The sequence below is a fragment of the Agrobacterium tumefaciens str. B6 genome (assembly GCF_001541315.1).
GTDB classification, from domain to species: domain Bacteria; phylum Pseudomonadota; class Alphaproteobacteria; order Rhizobiales; family Rhizobiaceae; genus Agrobacterium; species Agrobacterium radiobacter.
Map to the genome: position 1 here is coordinate 16479 of NZ_LMVK01000001.1, position 17381 is coordinate 33859.

The following is a 17381-nucleotide window of genomic DNA, read 5'->3' on the forward strand; positions in this document are numbered from 1 at the left end:
TGGGCCGGCTCAGTTCCGCCCCGGCAGCACCCGGTTCGGGGGACGATGGCCGTCGAACAGCGTGCGGATGTTGATGATGACCTTGTCGCCCATTTCGATGCGGCCTTCGATCGTCGCGGAACCCATGTGCGGAAGCAGCACGACCTTACCTTCCTTGGCGAGCTTGATGAGCTTGGGGTTCACCGCAGGCTCGTTCTCATAGACGTCAAGACCGGCGCCGGCGATCTTGCCTTCGCGCAGGCACTGGATCATCGCCGCCTCATCGATGATATCGCCGCGCGCAGTATTGACGATGTAGCTGGTCGGCTGCATCAGCGCGAGCCGCCGCGCCGAGATCAGATGATAGGTTGCAGGCGTCGAGGGGCAATTGACGGAAACGATATCCACCCGCGCCAGCATCTGGTCGAGGCTGTCCCAATAGGTCGCCTCAAGCTCCGCCTCGGTGGCCGGATTGACGCGCTTGCGATTATGATAATGAATGGAAAGACCGAATGCCTTTGCCCGCCGCGCAACCGCCGTTCCGATGCGTCCCATGCCAACAATGCCGATGCGCTTGCCGGAAATACGCCGCCCCAGCATCCAAGTCGGTGACCAGCCAAGCCATTCATCTGCGCCATTGGCGAGCACGCGTGTGCCCTCGATCATGCGGCGCGGCACGGCCAGTACCAGCGCCATGGTGATATCGGCGCTGTCTTCGGTCAGCACATTGGGTGTGTTGGTGACTGTAATGCCCTTGCGGGCTGCGGCATCCACATCCACATGGTCGATACCGTTGGAAAAGCTGGCGATCAGCTTCAGCTGCGGCCCCGCCTGATCGATCATCGCGGCGGTGATGCGGTCAGTGACGGTCGGCACCAGCACATCCACTCGCTGCATGGCGGCGACAAGCTCCGCTTCGCTGCGCGGCGTATCATCGATATTCAGCTCGGCATCGAAGAGTTCGCGCATTCTGGTTTCGACGACGTCTGGCAATTTGCGGGTGATATAGACTGTCGGTCTCTTCTTGTGGGTCATCGTTTGCCGCTGCCTTGTTCAGAAGTCATTAACCAGAAAGAGCGATAATTTCTTTCAATCAGGGCGTTTCTACCAGACCCACCGGCGAAGACAAATAAAACTCGCTGAAGCTTGAGGCATGTGGAAACGAGCCTCCTTAAATATCATCCGGTTTGCAGAAGGCGGGAAACGGAAATGGGCATACGCAGTGTGGTTTCTATCGTTTGCATTGCATTGTCTCTGGGCCTTCTCGGTGCGGCCGGCGAAGCCATGGCGCAGGGTGCCGCAAAAGGCGCAAGCGGTCTGCCGCTGCCGCGTTTTGTCAGCCTGAAATCAAAGCGCGTCAATATGCGCATCGGCCCGAGCACGGATTATGCCGTGTCATGGATGTATTTGAAATCGGGAATGCCCGTCGAAATCATCCAGGAATATGAAAACTGGCGGCGTATCCGCGATGCCGACGGCACGGAAGGCTGGGTCAATCAGGCCCTGCTGTCAGGTGAGCGCACGGCCGTTGCGGCTCCGTGGATGCGTGGCAAGGGCAAGGAAGTCTTTGTGAACATGCGCCGCGAAGCGCAGTCGGGCGCTTCCGTTGTTGCACGGCTTGAGCCGGGCGTCGTCTTCAGGATCGGCGAATGCAATGGCGACTGGTGCCGCGCCGAGGCCGGTCAGGCCTCGGGCTGGGTTTCGCAGGGCGAAATCTGGGGTGCTTACCCGGGCGAAGCCTTTAAATAAGGCCGTGTTTTTCGCCAAGCGCCTTCAACGATGACATGGGGCGCGGGCCGATCTGTTGAATGACGGCGGCAGCCGCAAGGCAGCCGAGCTTGCCGCAATCTTCGAGCGACCGGTCCTGCGTATAACCGAAAAGGAAACCGGCGGCGAAAAGATCGCCGGCACCCGTCGTGTCGACCACGTCATGCACCGGATAGGCTTCTACCTTCACACGCTCCGTGCCGCGCAGGATGACGGCGCCTTCCTCGCTCATCGTCACCGCCGCGATCTTGCAGTCGGCCGCGATTTTGGTCAGCGCCAGTTCGAAATCGTCGGTTTCGTAGAGCGACAGCGCTTCCTGCTTGTTGGCGAAAACGATGTCCACCGTGCCGGAGCGCATCAGGTCGAGAAACTCTTCGCGGTAGCGGCCGACGCAGAAGCTGTCGGAAAGCGTCATGGAGACTTCGCGGCCGTTTTCATGGGCAATGCGGGCGCATTCGCGGATGGCGTCCTTGGCGCGCGGCGGATCCCACAGGTAACCCTCGAAGTAGGTGACTTTCGTATCCGCCACCACATCATCTTCCACATCTTCCGGACCGAGATCGACGCAGGCGCCGAGATAGGTGTTCATCGAGCGCTCGCCGTCTTCCGTCACGAAGATCATGGAGCGGGCGGTCGGCGGGAAGGTGCCTTCCGGTTTCGTTTCGAAATAGACACCCTGGGCGCGGATATCGTGCTGGAAGATTTCTCCGAGCTGGTCTTCCGCCACCTTGCCGAAATAGGCGGCCTTACCGCCGAAATTCGCTACGCCTGCTGCCGTGTTGCCAGCGCTGCCGCCGGAGGCTTCAAGAGCCGGCCCCATAAGCGAATAAAGCAGCTCGGCGCGTTCCGCGTCGATGAGGTTCATCGCACCTTTGGTAATGGCATTGTCGTTGAGAAAGCGATCATCGCAGCGGGAGATAATGTCGACGATGGCATTGCCGACAGTCAGTACGTCGAATTTCGTCATAGGCCCTATCCGTTTCGCACGGGGTGTGCATATTTTTCGAAAGGTCTTAAACATTTCTCGCGGCAAGAAAAGCCCAAAGAGAAAATATGCGGTTCTCGGGACGGGGCGAAAACGCGTCATCTGCCTGTAATGTGGTTAAGCTATTCCTTCTACCAGAGCAAAAGGTGTGTGAACGCGTACCGGAATGGAAGACATGATGGTCTTCTGGCTCCACCGTTATCTCCGCCACGGATGTACTGGCGGTATATAACGGACATAAAAGGCGGGGGTGACCCCGCTTTTGCTTTTTGGAGAACGCCGGCCCATGGCACCACGTGGCCACTAAGGGCGTTTCCGCCCAAGCGCCTCACCACGCGTTCTTCCCCTTCACGGCATACCTCATCGGACGAAAACGCGGAGCGAAAGCGTATTCGTGATTCCATTCCCGCTGAAAAGGCTCTAAAGCGGAGTATCTCCCCGCAAAAGCCGCGAAAGCTTTCCCTCCATGTCTGCCGTTGCCGCGAATGTCGCCCCGATTTTCATTCTCATCCTGATCGGTTGGCTCACCGTCAAGGCCGGTCTGTTCAGGGCCGATGCCGGCGATATCCTCAGCGACTTCGTGTTCAAGATTGCCGTGCCGACCTTGATCTTCCGCACGCTTGCCGAAGCGAATTTTCACGGTGCTTCGCCTTTCCGACTGTGGATCACCTATTTCGCCGGCGTAGCCGTCACCTGGACGGTTGGGCATATCGTCACCCGTTATGTCTTCAAGCAGGATGTCCGCATCGCCGTCATTGCCGGCATTTCCTCGGCCTTTGCGAACAATATCTTCATCGGCCTGCCGCTGGTTGGGCGGTCCGTGGGGGATGAGGGGCTGGTCGCTCTCTCCATCCTGCTCGCCATCCATCTGCCTGTGATGATGATCGCCGGAACGATCCTGATGGAAAATGCCACCCATAAGGCGGTCGGCGGCGAAAAGCGCAGCATGGCTGCGGTGTTCAAGCAAGTGGGCCGCAATCTCGTCACCAATCCGCTGGTGATCGGCCTTGTCATCGGGCTTTCGACCAATGTTTCCGGCGTAGCGTTGACGCCCATTCTGAAAACCGTGGTTGATCAGATTGCGTCTATGGCGGGCCCGGCGGCGCTTATTTCACTCGGCATGGCGCTGACGAAATATACCATCCGAGGCAATATGGGCATTGCCGTCACCATGACGGTGTTCAAACTGCTGCTTCTGCCCGCCTGTGTGTGGGCAATGGGTCATGCGCTCGGTCTCAGCCGGGAATGGACTGCGGCGCTCGTGCTCACCTCCTCGGTGCCCACGGGGGTGAATGCCTGGCTTATCGCCAACCGGTTCGGCATCGGCCACAGCGTTGCCGCCTCCACCATCAGCATTTCCACAGCGACCGGTGTTCTTTCCGTGTCGCTGTGGGCATGGCTGTTGAGCTGATTATTCTGCTGCGTTGATTACTTCTGGGCGCTCAGAATCTTGAAGCGGGCGTTGCGGCACACTTCAGTGCTGGTGCGGAATTCAGCCGCGAGCACCGGCTCATAGGGCATGCCGCGATTGGCGACCATCAGCAGCTTGCCGCCGCTGCGCAGTGCGCCGGCGGCGGCCTTGATGAAGGCCTGACCGAGGGCAGGTTCTGCTGCCTGTCCCGCCGCATGGAAAGGCGGGTTCATGATGATGAGGTCGTATTTTTCCTTCGGCGGCTCGTTTGCCAGATCCTGCCAGAAGAAGCGCGCCGTCAGTCGCGGATTGTTTTCGAGAAGATTGGTCTTTGCAAATTCCAGCGCGTTCCAGTCTGCTTCAAACAGATCGATACGGGCCGTGCGCGGCGATTTCTCGGCCAGCATGACGGAGAGATAACCCCAGCCCGCGCCGAAATCGGCGGCGTTGCCGTCAAAATCGGTCGGTAGGCGCGATGCGAGCAGTTCTGAGCCATCATCCACGCGGTCATGCGAGAACATGCCGGGCAGGGCGGTGAAACGGCCTTCCACCGTCGCCGGTTTCTGGGCGAGTTTCGACACGGCAGATGCAATATCGTCCGGACGTTTGAACCAGAGGGCGACGCCGTGATATTTCGGTGTCGATTCCGCCTCGATGCCAAGCTTCGCCAGCGTCTTGCGCAGTGTCACGATACCGTCTTCCTTCGATCCGGCCGCGACGATCAGGCCGCCGGCCTTCACGCGCGAAAGTGCTTCGGCGACGCGGTTTTCGTTTTCGCCACGGTGCTTGCCGCACAGCAAAAGCGCCGCATCGTAGTCCTCGCCCGAAACATCCGGGGTGACTTCTGCGCCCTGAGCCTGCAAGGCCCGGTAGAGCGGCCGGAGATGTTGAACCGCGACGATCTCGGCGTCGAAACCATCAAGGCGCGGACCGGCCTCAGCTCCCAGAAACAGAACACGCTCGCCCTCTTTCGGCATAGGAAGCATTTCCGAGGCAAAGGGGTGGAAAAGGGTTTTCACAGCGTCACGGCTCATGGGAGCATCCTCAAGGTAGAATAGAAAAAAGGCGCGGGCAAAACCCGCGCCTCGATAGGGTCTGGCGGCGCTGCCTTACTCGGCAGCGGCTTCGCCGTCTTCTTTCTTCTTGTCGGCAGCGATTTCCTGGCCGGTGGCCTGATCGACAACCTTCATGGACAGGCGAACCTTGCCACGCTCGTCGAAGCCCATCAGCTTGACCCAGACCTTGTCGCCTTCCTTGACGACGTCGGAGGTCTTGGCGACACGCTCTGAAGCGAGCTGCGAGATGTGAACGAGGCCGTCACGGGCGCCGAAGAAGTTGACGAAAGCGCCGAAGTCAGCGGTCTTGACAACAGTACCTTCGTAGATCTGGCCGACTTCCGGTTCCGCAACGATCGAGTGGATCCACTTGCGGGCCGCTTCGATTTCCTTGCCGGACGAGGAGGCGATCTTGACGGTGCCGTCGTCTTCGATGTTGATCTTCGCGCCGGTCTTTTCGACGATTTCGCGAATGACCTTGCCGCCGGAACCGATGACTTCACGGATCTTGTCGACCGGAATGTTCATCACTTCGATGCGCGGTGCGAATTCGCCGAGCTGGCCGCGGCTTTCGGTGATGGCGTTCGCCATTTCGCCGAGGATGTGCTTGCGGCCACCCTGTGCCTGCTCCAGAGCGATCTTCATGATCTCTTCGGTGATACCGGCGATCTTGATGTCCATCTGCAGCGAGGTGATGCCGTCGGCAGTACCGGCGACCTTGAAGTCCATGTCGCCGAGGTGATCTTCGTCACCCAGGATGTCGGAGAGGACCGCAAAGCGCTCGCCTTCGAGGATCAGGCCCATGGCGATACCGGCAACCGGCTTTGCCAGCGGAACGCCGGCGTCCATCAGTGCAAGCGAGGTGCCGCAGACCGTTGCCATCGACGAGGAGCCGTTGGACTCGGTGATTTCGGAAACGACGCGCAGCGTATAGGGGAACTGTTCCGCAGTCGGCAGCATCGGACGGATAGCGCGCCATGCGAGCTTGCCGTGACCGATTTCGCGACGGCCCGGGGAGCCCATGCGACCTGTTTCACCGACCGAGTAGGGCGGGAAGTTGTAATGCAGCAGGAAGCGTTCCTTGTACATGCCGGTAAGGCTATCGACATACTGTTCGTCTTCGCCGGTGCCGAGCGTCGCAACGACGATCGCCTGGGTTTCACCGCGGGTGAACAGCGCCGAACCGTGGGTGCGCGGCAGCAGGCCGACTTCCGAAACGATCGGACGAACGGTCGACAGGTCGCGGCCGTCGATGCGGCTCTTGGTGTCGAGAACGTTCCAGCGAACGATCTTCGCCTGAAGGTGCTTGAAGACGGCGCCGATTTCTTCCGGCGAGTACTTGGCTTCGCCTTCTTCCGGCAGGAAGTGCGCCTTGACCTTCGCCTTCACGGCGTCGACGGCGGCGTAACGGGCAGCCTTTTCAGTGATCTTGTAGGCGTCGCGCAGTTCGGCTTCGGCGAGCGCCAGCATTTCGTTTTCGAGCGCGGAGAAGTCTTCCGGTTCGAATTCGCGTGGTTCCTTGGCGGCAACTTCGGCGAGCTTGATGATCGCGTCGATAACCGGCTGGAAGCCGCGATGACCGAACATGACGGCGCCGAGCATGATTTCTTCGTTGAGTTCCTTGGCCTCGGACTCAACCATCAAAACAGCGTCCTGCGTACCGGCAACGACGAGGTCGAGAACAGACTCGTCCATTTCGTCCAGATGCGGGTTAAGAACATACTCACCGTTGATGTAGCCAACGCGCGCGCCGCCAACCGGGCCCATGAAGGGAATGCCAGAGAGCGTAAGCGCTGCGGAAGCCGCAACCATCGACAGAACGTCCGGGTTGTTTTCCAGATCATGCTGGATAACCGTGACGACGACCTGCGTGTCGTTCTTGTAGCCTTCCGGGAAGAGCGGGCGGATCGGACGGTCGATCAGGCGGGAAACGAGAGTTTCGTTTTCGCTCGGACGGCCTTCGCGCTTGAAGTAGCCGCCGGGGATCTTGCCGGCCGCGTAGGTCTTTTCTTGGTAGTTGACGGTCAGCGGGAAGAAGTCCTGGCCGGGCTTCGGAGACTTTGCGGAAACCACTGTCGCGAGAACCATCGTCTCGCCGTAGGTTGCGATGACGGCGCCGTCAGCCTGACGGGCAACCTTGCCGGTCTCGAGCTTCAGCGGGCGGCCTGCCCATTCGATTTCCACGGAGTGTTGATTGAACATATCTTGTCCTTGGTTGTGGCTGCCGCTCCAGCATCGTGCCGGCGGTGGCAACGCGGTGACTCAATCACGGGCAAGACAGCGGGAGGCTTTCGACAAGCAAGCATCCGGCAATCCTGCCCCATGACAGGTCTGCGGTTGAAAAGGCGACACCGGCCCATCCGGGTCTACCTTATCGTCCGGGGGCCACATCTGCGGCAAACGCCCGGAAATTCATATAGCCTTTGAAAGGCCGGATATAAAAACCGGCGGGCATCGTTGCGAAACCCGCCGGAGAAGTTATTAGCGGCGAATGCCGAGAGCACCGATCAGCTTGCTGTAACGGGCTTCGTCCTTCTTCTTCAGATAGTCGAGAAGCGAACGACGGCTCGAAACCAGCGTCAGAAGGCCACGACGGGAGTGGTTGTCCTTCTTGTGGTCCTTGAAGTGACCGGTCAGGTTGTTGATCCGCTCGGTCAGGATAGCGACCTGAACTTCCGGAGAACCGGTGTCGCCTTCCTTCGTGGCATATTCCTTGATGAGGGCGGCTTTGCGCTCTGCAGTAATCGACATCGGACGATCCTTTCTGTTTTAAGGAAAAATGGGACGCCTTGAGCCGGGATGTCGTCCAGCTCAGGCCATTCAGCAGCATAGGCAAAGCCCAAGCTGGCGCTGCCTATAAACTATTCCGGGTGCAATGGAAAGAGGCGATTGATTCCCGCCCGCGCTGCCCGGCTCAGCCGAAAACCCGCTTCGGCCGAAACTCGCCTTCACCGATCTCGCCGATAGCGACAAGCTTGCCATGTGCGGTGGCATAGGCTTCCGGATGGTTGGCCGGTGCATCACGCCCACGAAGCAGGATTGGGTTGCCCATCTTCAGCCGGTGCGCCTGATCGTCGTTGATGATGAGGCGGGGAAGGGCGGAAAGCGCTTCGGCCGTATCGATCAGGAAGGCGTCCAGCGCCTCCAGCCGTTCGTCGCGGTCCTCCACGGCCTCCAGTGCCGTCAGGGTTTCGAGCGGCACCATCATGTCCTCGCCGAAGGGGGCGACCATGGTGCGGCGCAGTTCCGAAATATGGCCGAAACAGCCGAGATCACGGCCCATATCGCGTGCCAGCGCCCGCACATAGGTGCCCTTGCCGCATTCCACTTCGAAATGGGCCGTATTGGCGTCCGGGCAGGCAAGCAGCGTCAGGCGATGGATTTCGACCTCGCGTGCGGGAATTTCCACCGTTTCGCCTTCGCGCGCCAGATCATAGGCGCGCTCGCCAGCGATCTTGATGGCCGAAAATTGCGGCGGCGTCTGCAGGATCACCCCGGTATAGTTGGGCAGAATATCGCGGATCGCCTGTTCGTCCGGGCGCTGCTCGGAGGAATCGAGCACCTCGCCTTCCAGATCGTCGGTCGTGCGCTGCTCACCCCAGGTGACGGTAAATTCGTAGATTTTCCGACCGTCCATGACGTAAGGCACGGTTTTGGTGGCGTCGCCGAGCGCGATCGGCAGCATGCCGGAGGCCAACGGATCGAGCGTGCCGGCATGGCCCGCCTTCTGGGCATTGAACAGCCACTTGATCTTGGAAACGGCCTCGGTGGAGCCAAAATCGAGCGGTTTGTCGAGGATGAGCCAACCGGAAATCGGGCGGCCCTTGGGTTTGCGGTTCTGCTGTTTGCGTGGTTTGGACATGCTTCAGTTCTGTTCGTCGTCTTTTTCGTTTGAAGGTCCAAGATCGCGCTGCACTTCGGGCGAGCGCAGAAGGGCGTCGATCTTCTGGTAATTGTCGAAACTCGTATCGTCGCGGAAACGCAGTTCCGGCATGTATTTCATCTGCCGCAGCTGCGGGCCGAGGCGGCCGCGCATGAACTTGGCATGGCGGTTGAGCGCCGTGATGATGTCGGTGTGATCGGCAACGCCAAGCGGCGTCACATAGGCGGTCGCGATCTTCAGATCGGGAGACATGCGCACTTCCGAAATGGAAATGACGGTGCCTTCGATCAGATCGTCGCGGACTTCACCGCGCTGGAGAATCTGGGTCAGGGCGGCGCGCACCTGTTCGCCAACACGCAGCATGCGTTGCGAAGGGGCCGATGATGTAGCTTTTGCCATTGGTTATGCCTCAAACGGAGCGAGCGCCGGTAAGCCGGCGCCCGACAGTAAATTCCTGTTTTGCGGCGAGAACGCTTAGAGCGTTCTCGTGATGTGTTCGACGCGGAAGCACTCGATGGTGTCGCCGGCGCGGATGTCTTCGTAGTTTTCGAATGCCATACCGCACTCCTGACCAACAGGCACTTCGTTGACTTCGTCCTTGAAGCGCTTGAGGGTCTTGAGCTTGCCTTCGTGGATAACGACGTTGTCGCGCACCAGACGCACACCCGCACCACGTTCCACCTTGCCCTCGACGACGCGGCAACCTGCGACCTTACCGACCTTGGTGATGTTGAACACCTCGAGAATTTCGGCATTGCCGAGGAAGGTCTCGCGACGTTCCGGCGAAAGCAGACCCGACATCGCCGCCTTCACGTCATCCACCAGATCGTAGATGATGTTGTAGTAGCGGATTTCTATACCGGCGCGTTCGGACGCCGTACGTGCCTGTGCGTTGGCGCGAACGTTGAAGCCGATGATCGCGGCGTTCGATGCCTCGGCAAGCGAGATATCCGATTCCGTGATGGCACCAGCACCAGAGTGAACGACACGAGCGCGGACTTCGTCTGTGCCGAGCTTGTCGAGCGAAGCGATAATGGCTTCGACCGAACCCTGCACGTCCGCCTTGATGACCAGCGGGAATTCCTTCAATCCCGAAGTCTGCAACTGGCTCATCATCTGTTCCAGCGAACCGCGCTGGCCGGTCTGACGGGCGACAGCCTTGTCGCGGGCCAGACGCTGGCGGTACTCGGAAATCTCTCTCGCGCGGCTTTCGTTTTCGACGACCGCAAAACGGTCACCGGCCGAAGGCGTGCCGGAAAGGCCGAGAATCTCGACCGGCATTGCCGGACCGGCTTCCTTGACGTGTTCGCCCTTGTCGTTGACGAGTGCGCGCACGCGGCCCCACTGGTCGCCGGCAACGATGATCTGGCCGGGCTTCAACGTACCCTTCTGCACGAGAACCGTGGCGACGGCGCCGCGTCCACGGTCCAGCTCGGCTTCGATGACCGTGCCTTCTGCGGTGCGGCTTGGATCTGCCTTCAGATCGAGGATTTCCGCCTGAAGCAGGATCGCTTCGAGCAGCTTGTCGAGATTGAGCTTGTTCTTGGCCGACACTTCGACGTCAAGAACTTCACCACCCATCGATTCCACGAAAACTTCGTGCTGCAGCAGCTGCTGGCGCACCTTTTCAGGGTTTGCCTCGTGCTTGTCGATCTTGTTGATCGCAACGACGATCGGAACACCGGCAGCCTTGGCATGGTTGATCGACTCGATCGTCTGCGGCATCACGCTGTCGTCAGCGGCGACAACCAGAACGGCGATGTCGGTTGCCTGCGCGCCACGGGCACGCATGGCCGTAAAGGCGGCGTGGCCGGGGGTATCGATGAAGGTGATCTTCTGGCCGTTCTTTTCGACCTGATAGGCGCCGATATGCTGCGTGATGCCACCGGCTTCGCCAGCGACAACATTTGCCTGACGAATGGCGTCAAGCAGCGAGGTCTTGCCGTGGTCGACGTGACCCATGATCGTCACGACCGGCGGACGGGAAACCATCTCGCCTGCGTCGTCGGCCTGGTTGAAGATGCCTTCTTCAACGTCGGATTCGGAAACGCGCTTGACGGTATGGCCGAATTCGACCGCGATCAGTTCCGCCAGATCGGCGTCGATCACGTCGCCCGGCTTCATCATCTGGCCTTCCTTCATCAGGAACTTGATGACGTCGACGGCGCGTTCGGACATGCGCTGCGACAGTTCCTGAATGGTAATGGTCTCAGGCAGGATCACTTCGCGCATGACCTTTTCACGGGTTTCCTGCATCTGGCTGCGGCGGAATTTTTCCTGGCGGCGGCGCATGGATGCCATGGAGCGGCCACGCGGCGTTCCGTCTTCATCCAGATTGGACGAGGTAACGGTCAGCTTGCCGCGACGGCGTTCTTCTTCCGTCTTCAGGCGGGCAGCGGGCTTGGCCGGAACCGGAGCCGCGACCTTGCCGCGAGCCGGAAGGCTGCTACCGCGGCGCGCACTACGATCGTCCTCGTCGTCACCACCGGTACGACGTCCGCGCGGAGCGACGGCGTCAGGCGTGGTAGGAGCAGAACGGGGAGCGGCGGCTGCAGGCTGAGGACGGGCGTCGGCTCGTGGCGCAGGTGCTGCGGCCGCAGCCGGCGTTTCATCGGCCGGTTCGGATTTTGCTTCAGTGGCAGGCTGGCTTGCGGCCACCTTTGCAGCCGCTGCCTCTTCGACGGCGCGGCGTGCCGCCTCTTCCTTTTCGGCTGCGATGCGCTGTTCTTCCTCGACCTTGCGGCGCGCTTCATCTTCCGCGCGCTGCTTGGCTTCCACCACGTCACGAGCCTGCGCTTCCATCAGCGCGCGGCGACGGGCTTCCATCTCGCCTGCTGAAAGGTCGTGCAGAACATTGCCGCGCGGTCGGTCAGGCTGGCGCTGCTGGGGTGCGGACGAGCCTGGACGCTGCTGCGACTGGGAAGAGCCCGGACGCTGCTGCTGGCCGCCTGGCTGGTGAATACGCTGCTGGGGAGCCTGCGGACGCGGTGCCGAAGGCGCAGGGGCTGCTACCACCGGCCTTGGTGCTGCCGCAACAGGCTGAACCGGCTTCTCGTCTTCGGGGCGCAGGGGGCGGCGCTTGCGTGTTTCCACGACAACCGCGTTTGTGCGACCTCGACCCATGTCCTGCCGCACGGTGCCCTGATTCATCCCGCCCGGTTTCAGGGTAAGAGTCTTCTTGGCCGGCGCATTGAGTGTCTTGTCGTCGTTGTTGTCGGTCATTCCGTTCCCGTTCCTTCGGACGAGAACCGGATGACGTTCATCAGGTCTCGTCGTTCAATTGCTGCATCGGAACGCGGCGACCGTTCATGTCGGGCAACCGCGTCATTGTTCTGTCCGGGCAGCGTCGCGTTCCGCCTGAGATCGACCGCCAAGGCGGTACTGCTCAAGCATCGTTGCGCGCTTCACTACACCTTCACCCGCCTGCCCTGCAAGCGCGCAGGCATGGATAAAAGCATTCTGGCCCATCAACTCGTCCATTTCGGCTTCGCTAAAGAGCCGGAAGGACGGAATTTCATTGCCGGCATCGCTGCCGAGCGCCCAGGCCTTGCGGGCCTGGTCCAGTTTTCTCACGCCATCGGCCGCAGCATCGGTCGCGTGGAATACGGCGATCGCGTTCCCGGACCGGACGGCGGCATCGACCTTCGTCGCGCCACTGATGAACTGGCCCGCCTTGCGCGCCATGTTCATCATACCAGCCACATGCTGCGCCATCAGCCGGTCGAGAATAGCAAGAAGCTCGGGTCCGGCCTTGACGTCACGTTTGAGCGCCCGCGCGAAGAGCTTCTTCGCGATGGCCTTCTCGATCAGGGCGCGCTCGGGTGTTACCCAGCAACCGCGCCCCGGCAATTGGCGTTTCAGATCCGGCACGACGCTGCCGTCCGGGCCTGCGACGAAGCGGATCAGCTCATCCGGCGATCCGCTTTGCCGTGTCACAATGCACATACGTCCATTGACGTCGCCTTTGAGCCGCCCGTCGTCATCCGTTTCGGGCAGCTCGTCCGGCTCATGCGCCTGCGATGTCATTCCTGTTCGGCGGTATCCGCCTCCTCGGCAGCTTCCGCATCGGCTTCCTCTTCAGAAGCGAGCTCTTCGGCGGTGATCCAGCCTGCCAGAAGGCGGGCCTGCACCACCATGTTCTCGGCTTCGACGCGCGAAGCGTCGAGCTTGGAGAAGATGCCTTCGAACTTCTTCGTCTCGCCGTCCTTGCGCTCGCTCCAGCCGACCAGGTCGTCTGCGGCACAGCCGGCAAAGTCCTCGATGGTCTTGATGCCTTCTTCACCGAGGGCGACCATCATCTGCGAGGTCAGGCCGTCGATCTGGCGCAACTCGTCGGAAACGCCGAGTTCCTTGCGCTTGGCGTCCATTTCGGCTTCCAGGCGCTCCAGATATTCGCGGGCGCGGGTCTGGATTTCATCGGCGGTGTCTTCGTCGAAGCCGTCGATCGACGAAATTTCGTCGAGATCGACATAGGCCAGTTCTTCAACCTGCGCGAAGCCTTCCGAAGCCAGAACCTGACCGACCATTTCGTCGACATCGAGGGCTTCCATGAAGAGGGCCGTACGCTCGTTGAATTCCTTCTGACGGCGCTCGGATTCTTCCTGCTCGGTCATGATGTCGATATCCCAGCCTGTCAGCTGCGATGCCAGACGCACGTTCTGGCCACGGCGGCCGATGGCGAGCGACAGCTGCTCATCCGGAACAACCACTTCGATGCGCTCGGACTCTTCATCCAGAACGACCTTGGCGACTTCTGCCGGCTGCAGGGCGTTGACGATGAAGGATGCCGGCTCCTGGCTCCACGGAATGATGTCGATCTTTTCGCCCTGGAGTTCGCCGACGACGGCCTGAACGCGCGAACCGCGCATACCGACGCAGGCGCCGACGGGATCGATCGACGAGTCGTTCGAAATGACGGCGATCTTGGCGCGCGAACCGGGGTCACGGGCAACCGACTTGATCTGGATGATGCCGTCGTAGATCTCAGGAACTTCCATGGTGAACAGCTTCACCATGAACTGCGGATGGGTACGCGACAGGAAAATCTGCGGGCCGCGCTGTTCGCGGCGAACGTCGTAGACGTAAGCGCGCACGCGATCGCCGTAACGCATGTTTTCACGCGGGATCATCTCGTCACGACGGATGATGCCTTCGCCACGGCCGAGATCGACGATGACATTGCCATATTCGACGCGCTTGACGGTGCCGTTGACGATTTCGCCGATACGGTCCTTGAATTCGTCATACTGGCGGTCACGCTCGGCTTCGCGCACCTTCTGCACAATCACCTGCTTGGCGGACTGGGCGGCGATACGGCCAAAATCCATCGGCGGCAGTGGGTCGGCGATGAAGTCGCCGAGCTTGGCGTCCGGGTTGCGGTCGCGGGCCAACTCAAGCGGGATCTGGGTCGAATAGTCCTCGGCCGCTTCGACAACTTCGAGAAGACGCTGCAGGCGAATTTCGCCGGTCTTGGAGTTGATGTCGGCGCGAATGTTGGTTTCCGAACCATAGCGCGAGCGGGCGGCTTTCTGGATAGCGTCGGCCATTGCGGCAAGCACGATTTCGCGGTCGATGACCTTTTCGCGCGCCACAGCATCGGCGATCTGCAGAAGCTCAAGCCGGTTAGCACTCACTGCCATTTTTCTATCTCCGTAAGTCGCATAATTGCGTTGATCGCCCGTTTTTTCGGGCTTTACGTTGGAATTAGTCTTCGTCTGCTTCGTTTTCGTCGTTCTGGTTTGCGGCGGCGGCCTTGGCGGCCTTGTCTGCCCGCAGCGCATCACGAATAAGGTCGTCCGTCAGAATGAGCTTCGCATCGGAAAGCGCGCTGAACGGAATGATGACTGTCGGCTCTTCGCCATAGGCGATCTGGTCGCGTTCCAGCTTGAAGCCGTCAGCATTAACCTCAACGATCTTGCCGCGAAACCGCTTGCGGTTCTCGACCAGAATGGAGGTTTCGACCTTCACCAGATGGCCCTGCCAGCGGGTGAAATCCGATTTGCGAACCATCGGCCGGTCGATGCCGGGCGAGGAAACTTCGAGATGATACGCTTTATCGACCGGATCTTCCACATCAAGAACCGGTGAAATCGCCATCGAAATGGCTTCGCAGTCCTGAACGGTCATGGTTCCGTCTTCGCGCTCGGCCATCACCTGCAGCGTCATGCCGTTCTGGTTGGAGAGCCGCACGCGCACCAGAAGATAGCCCATGCCCGTCAGAACAGGCTCGATGATCTCGGCAATGCGCTGGTCGATGCCTGTTTCGGTAATCAGTCGCGGTTCTTGTGCGGTGTCTGCCATCTGGCCTTCCGGTCTTTGATTTTCACCGGGCTTTCTGCCCGTGGTTTCCGGTTCGCCTAACGAAAAAGAGCGGAGCCTTGCGGCCCCACTCTTCATCAAGCGATCAAGAATTTCAGGGGTCATATAGACCCATCGGGGCAGGATTGCAAGGTTTTAGCGGGCTCCTCCGCTTCGGCCACTGCCTTCGCCACATTTTCACCCTTACCTTGTCGGAAAGGCTGGCATGATTACCGGCACTGTCTATAGTTGCCGTTTGACAAATCGCAGTTGCATCAAGTGGACAGAGCGTGCCTGACCGTAAATCGCCACTCGCGCCTTTAAGGCATTTGACTTACAGACGAATCTGGGTCGCGAGCCTTGCCTCGAATTTCGGCGGACTGATCCAGGCGGTGGGCGCCGCATGGATGATGACGTCGCTCTCAAGTTCGGAAAACATGATCGCTCTGGTGCAGGCCTCCACCTCTTTGCCGATCATGCTGTTCTCGCTGATTTCAGGCGCGCTGGCCGATAGTTTCGACCGCCGCCGCATCATGATTTCGGCGCAGCTGCTGATGCTGACGGCCTCTGTGCTGCTCACGGTTTTTGCCTGGTCCGGCTGGCTCACGCCCTGGCTTCTGCTCTTCTTCACCTTCATGATCGGCTGCGGCACGGCGCTCAACAATCCGTCCTGGCAGGCATCGGTCGGCGAAATGGTGCCGCGCGAGGATTTACCCGCCGCCGTGACGCTGAACAGCGTCGGCTTCAACATCACCCGCAGCGTCGGCCCGGCCATCGGTGGTATCATCGTCGCCGCCGCCGGTGCTGCCGCTGCGTTTTTCGTGAATGCGCTGAGCTATTTCACCCTGATCTACGCCCTGTTTCGCTGGCAGCCGCCCAAATATGCCTCGACATTGCCGCGCGAGCAGCTTCTGGCCGCCATTTCGGCCGGCATGCGTTATGTGGCGATGTCGCCCAATATCGGCAAGGTGTTGGTGCGCGGTTTCCTCTTCGGCCTTTCCGCCAGCGCCATCCTGGCGCTGATGCCCATCGTCGCTCGCGATCTGGTCGAGGGCGGTCCGCTGACCTACGGCGTCATGCTCGGCGCATTCGGTGTCGGCGCGATAGCCGGCGCGCTGGTCAGTGCGAGACTGCGTGAGGTCCTGTCCAGCGAATGGATCGTGCGCGTCGCCTTTTTAGGCTTCGCTTTCAGCTCCGGCGTGACGGCGGTGAGCACGAGCGCGATCATCACCTCGCTTGTCCTGACGGTTGCTGGCGCCTGCTGGGTTCTGGCGCTGTCGCTCTTCAACACCATCGTCCAGCTTTCCACGCCGCGCTGGGTGGTGGGTCGGGCACTGTCGCTTTACCAGACGCTGACCTTCGGCGGCATTGCGGTCGGCAGCTGGCTGTGGGGTGAGTTGGCGGAAGACTACGGCATTTCCTATTCGCTTCTCTGTTCCTGCGTGCTGATGCTGCTCGGCGTCGTCGTCGGCCTCAAACTCGCAATGCCGGCCTTCGCCTCGCTCAATCTCGATCCGCTCAACCGTTTCGTGGAACCGCCGCTGAGACTGGACATCAAGCCGCGCAGCGGCCCCATCGCCATTCTCATCGATTATGAAATCCATGACGAGGACCTCGGCGAATTCCTGCCGCTGATGGCCGAGCGCCGCCGTATCCGCCTGCGCGACGGCGCGCGCAACTGGAACCTGATGCGCGATCTCGAAAACCCCGACATCTGGACGGAAAGCTACCATGTGCCGACATGGGTGGAATATGTCCGCCACAACCACCGCCGCACCCAGGCGGATGCGGAAGCCTGGGACCGGCTGCTTGAGCTTCACCGGGGCAAGACGCGGCCGCGGGTACACCGGATGATCGAGCGGCAGACCATCCCGCCGACCGACGATATCTTTCACAAGCCGCATACCGATCAGCACTGAAAGACGATGCGCTGGGAGAGTGGTGGCGGCTTTTACCCCCCACGTGCCGTCATCCTCGGGCCTGTCCCGAGGATACGTATCGTCA

General features: G+C 60.5%; 14 protein-coding genes. 3 read left to right on the top strand and 11 right to left on the bottom strand.

What is annotated here, in order from left to right; all coding sequences use genetic code 11:
• Window positions 1–9 precede the first annotated feature (9 nt).
• Window positions 10–1014, bottom strand: a complete 1005-nt coding sequence (locus tag ASB65_RS00085) for a 2-hydroxyacid dehydrogenase (RefSeq protein ID WP_020812792.1) — start codon at window positions 1012–1014, stop codon at window positions 10–12.
• A gap of 174 nt (window positions 1015–1188) precedes the next feature.
• Here ASB65_RS00085 and ASB65_RS00090 point away from each other — a divergent pair, with 174 nt between their 5' ends.
• Window positions 1189–1728 (top strand): SH3 domain-containing protein, encoded by a 540-nt coding sequence (locus tag ASB65_RS00090; RefSeq protein WP_003507156.1) that lies wholly within the window; start codon window positions 1189–1191, stop codon window positions 1726–1728.
• On the opposite strand, the gene ASB65_RS00095 is transcribed toward ASB65_RS00090, so the two are convergent.
• Window positions 1721–2713 (bottom strand): adenosine kinase, encoded by a 993-nt coding sequence (locus ASB65_RS00095; protein ID WP_003507158.1) that lies wholly within the window; start codon window positions 2711–2713, stop codon window positions 1721–1723. The genes ASB65_RS00090 and ASB65_RS00095 overlap by 8 nt on opposite strands.
• 484 nt (window positions 2714–3197) lie before the next feature.
• Here ASB65_RS00095 and ASB65_RS00100 point away from each other — a divergent pair, with 484 nt between their 5' ends.
• On the top strand, window positions 3198–4142 hold the full coding sequence (locus ASB65_RS00100) for an AEC family transporter (RefSeq protein WP_060722710.1): 945 nt from the start codon (window positions 3198–3200) through the stop codon (window positions 4140–4142).
• Window positions 4143–4159: 17 nt separating this feature from the next.
• Here ASB65_RS00100 and ASB65_RS00105 read toward each other — a convergent pair whose 3' ends face one another.
• The 9 genes from ASB65_RS00105 to rimP all read right to left on the bottom strand — a co-directional run bounded on the left by ASB65_RS00105 (window position 4160) and on the right by rimP (window position 15380).
• Window positions 4160–5176 (bottom strand): class I SAM-dependent methyltransferase, encoded by a 1017-nt coding sequence (locus tag ASB65_RS00105; protein WP_020812795.1) that lies wholly within the window; start codon window positions 5174–5176, stop codon window positions 4160–4162.
• Window positions 5177–5251: 75 nt separating this feature from the next.
• Window positions 5252–7399 (bottom strand): polyribonucleotide nucleotidyltransferase, encoded by a 2148-nt coding sequence (pnp, locus tag ASB65_RS00110; protein ID WP_003507162.1) that lies wholly within the window; start codon window positions 7397–7399, stop codon window positions 5252–5254.
• A 279-nt stretch (window positions 7400–7678) separates the two neighbouring features.
• Entirely contained in the window at window positions 7679–7948 is a 270-nt protein-coding gene (rpsO, locus tag ASB65_RS00115) for a 30S ribosomal protein S15 (protein ID WP_003492949.1), read from the bottom strand.
• 163 nt (window positions 7949–8111) lie between these two features.
• The gene (gene truB, locus ASB65_RS00120) at window positions 8112–9059 is read right to left on the bottom strand and encodes a tRNA pseudouridine(55) synthase TruB (protein WP_003507165.1); all 948 of its coding nucleotides are present in this window, start codon (window positions 9057–9059) and stop codon (window positions 8112–8114) included.
• Window positions 9060–9062: 3 nt separating this feature from the next.
• Window positions 9063–9479: a 30S ribosome-binding factor RbfA gene (gene rbfA / locus ASB65_RS00125; protein ID WP_003507167.1), complete on the bottom strand. Its 417-nt coding sequence runs from the start codon at window positions 9477–9479 to the stop codon at window positions 9063–9065.
• Between the two features lie 75 nt (window positions 9480–9554).
• On the bottom strand, window positions 9555–12302 hold the full coding sequence (infB, locus tag ASB65_RS00130; protein ID WP_060722711.1) for a translation initiation factor IF-2: 2748 nt from the start codon (window positions 12300–12302) through the stop codon (window positions 9555–9557).
• A gap of 102 nt (window positions 12303–12404) precedes the next feature.
• Window positions 12405–13106: an RNA-binding protein gene (locus ASB65_RS00135; protein ID WP_003507171.1), complete on the bottom strand. Its 702-nt coding sequence runs from the start codon at window positions 13104–13106 to the stop codon at window positions 12405–12407.
• Window positions 13103–14719 carry a transcription termination factor NusA gene (nusA, locus tag ASB65_RS00140; protein WP_060722712.1) on the bottom strand — a complete coding sequence of 539 codons (1617 nt, stop codon included), beginning with the start codon at window positions 14717–14719 and terminating at the stop codon, window positions 13103–13105. The genes ASB65_RS00135 and nusA overlap by 4 nt, the downstream gene beginning before the upstream one ends.
• A 64-nt stretch (window positions 14720–14783) precedes the next feature.
• Window positions 14784–15380, bottom strand: a complete 597-nt coding sequence (gene rimP / locus ASB65_RS00145) for a ribosome maturation factor RimP (RefSeq protein WP_003507173.1) — start codon at window positions 15378–15380, stop codon at window positions 14784–14786.
• A gap of 287 nt (window positions 15381–15667) precedes the next feature.
• Here rimP and ASB65_RS00150 point away from each other — a divergent pair, with 287 nt between their 5' ends.
• Window positions 15668–17296: an MFS transporter gene (locus ASB65_RS00150; protein ID WP_060722713.1), complete on the top strand. Its 1629-nt coding sequence runs from the start codon at window positions 15668–15670 to the stop codon at window positions 17294–17296.
• The last annotated feature ends 85 nt before the right edge of the window (window positions 17297–17381 follow it).

Excerpts from the sequence above, each read along its gene's own strand:
- ASB65_RS00085 (WP_020812792.1), bottom strand. The coding sequence starts at position 1,014 with ATGACCCACAAGAAGAGACCGACAGTCTATATCACCCGCAAATTGCCA.
- ASB65_RS00090 (WP_003507156.1), top strand. The coding sequence starts at position 1,189 with ATGGGCATACGCAGTGTGGTTTCTATCGTTTGCATTGCATTGTCTCTG.
- ASB65_RS00095 (WP_003507158.1), bottom strand. The coding sequence starts at position 2,713 with ATGACGAAATTCGACGTACTGACTGTCGGCAATGCCATCGTCGACATT.
- ASB65_RS00100 (WP_060722710.1), top strand. The coding sequence starts at position 3,198 with ATGTCTGCCGTTGCCGCGAATGTCGCCCCGATTTTCATTCTCATCCTG.
- ASB65_RS00105 (WP_020812795.1), bottom strand. The coding sequence starts at position 5,176 with ATGAGCCGTGACGCTGTGAAAACCCTTTTCCACCCCTTTGCCTCGGAA.
- pnp (WP_003507162.1), bottom strand. The coding sequence starts at position 7,399 with ATGTTCAATCAACACTCCGTGGAAATCGAATGGGCAGGCCGCCCGCTG.
- rpsO (WP_003492949.1), bottom strand. The coding sequence starts at position 7,948 with ATGTCGATTACTGCAGAGCGCAAAGCCGCCCTCATCAAGGAATATGCC.
- truB (WP_003507165.1), bottom strand. The coding sequence starts at position 9,059 with ATGTCCAAACCACGCAAACAGCAGAACCGCAAACCCAAGGGCCGCCCG.
- rbfA (WP_003507167.1), bottom strand. The coding sequence starts at position 9,479 with ATGGCAAAAGCTACATCATCGGCCCCTTCGCAACGCATGCTGCGTGTT.
- infB (WP_060722711.1), bottom strand. The coding sequence starts at position 12,302 with ATGACCGACAACAACGACGACAAGACACTCAATGCGCCGGCCAAGAAG.
- ASB65_RS00135 (WP_003507171.1), bottom strand. The coding sequence starts at position 13,106 with ATGACATCGCAGGCGCATGAGCCGGACGAGCTGCCCGAAACGGATGAC.
- nusA (WP_060722712.1), bottom strand. The coding sequence starts at position 14,719 with ATGGCAGTGAGTGCTAACCGGCTTGAGCTTCTGCAGATCGCCGATGCT.
- rimP (WP_003507173.1), bottom strand. The coding sequence starts at position 15,380 with ATGGCAGACACCGCACAAGAACCGCGACTGATTACCGAAACAGGCATC.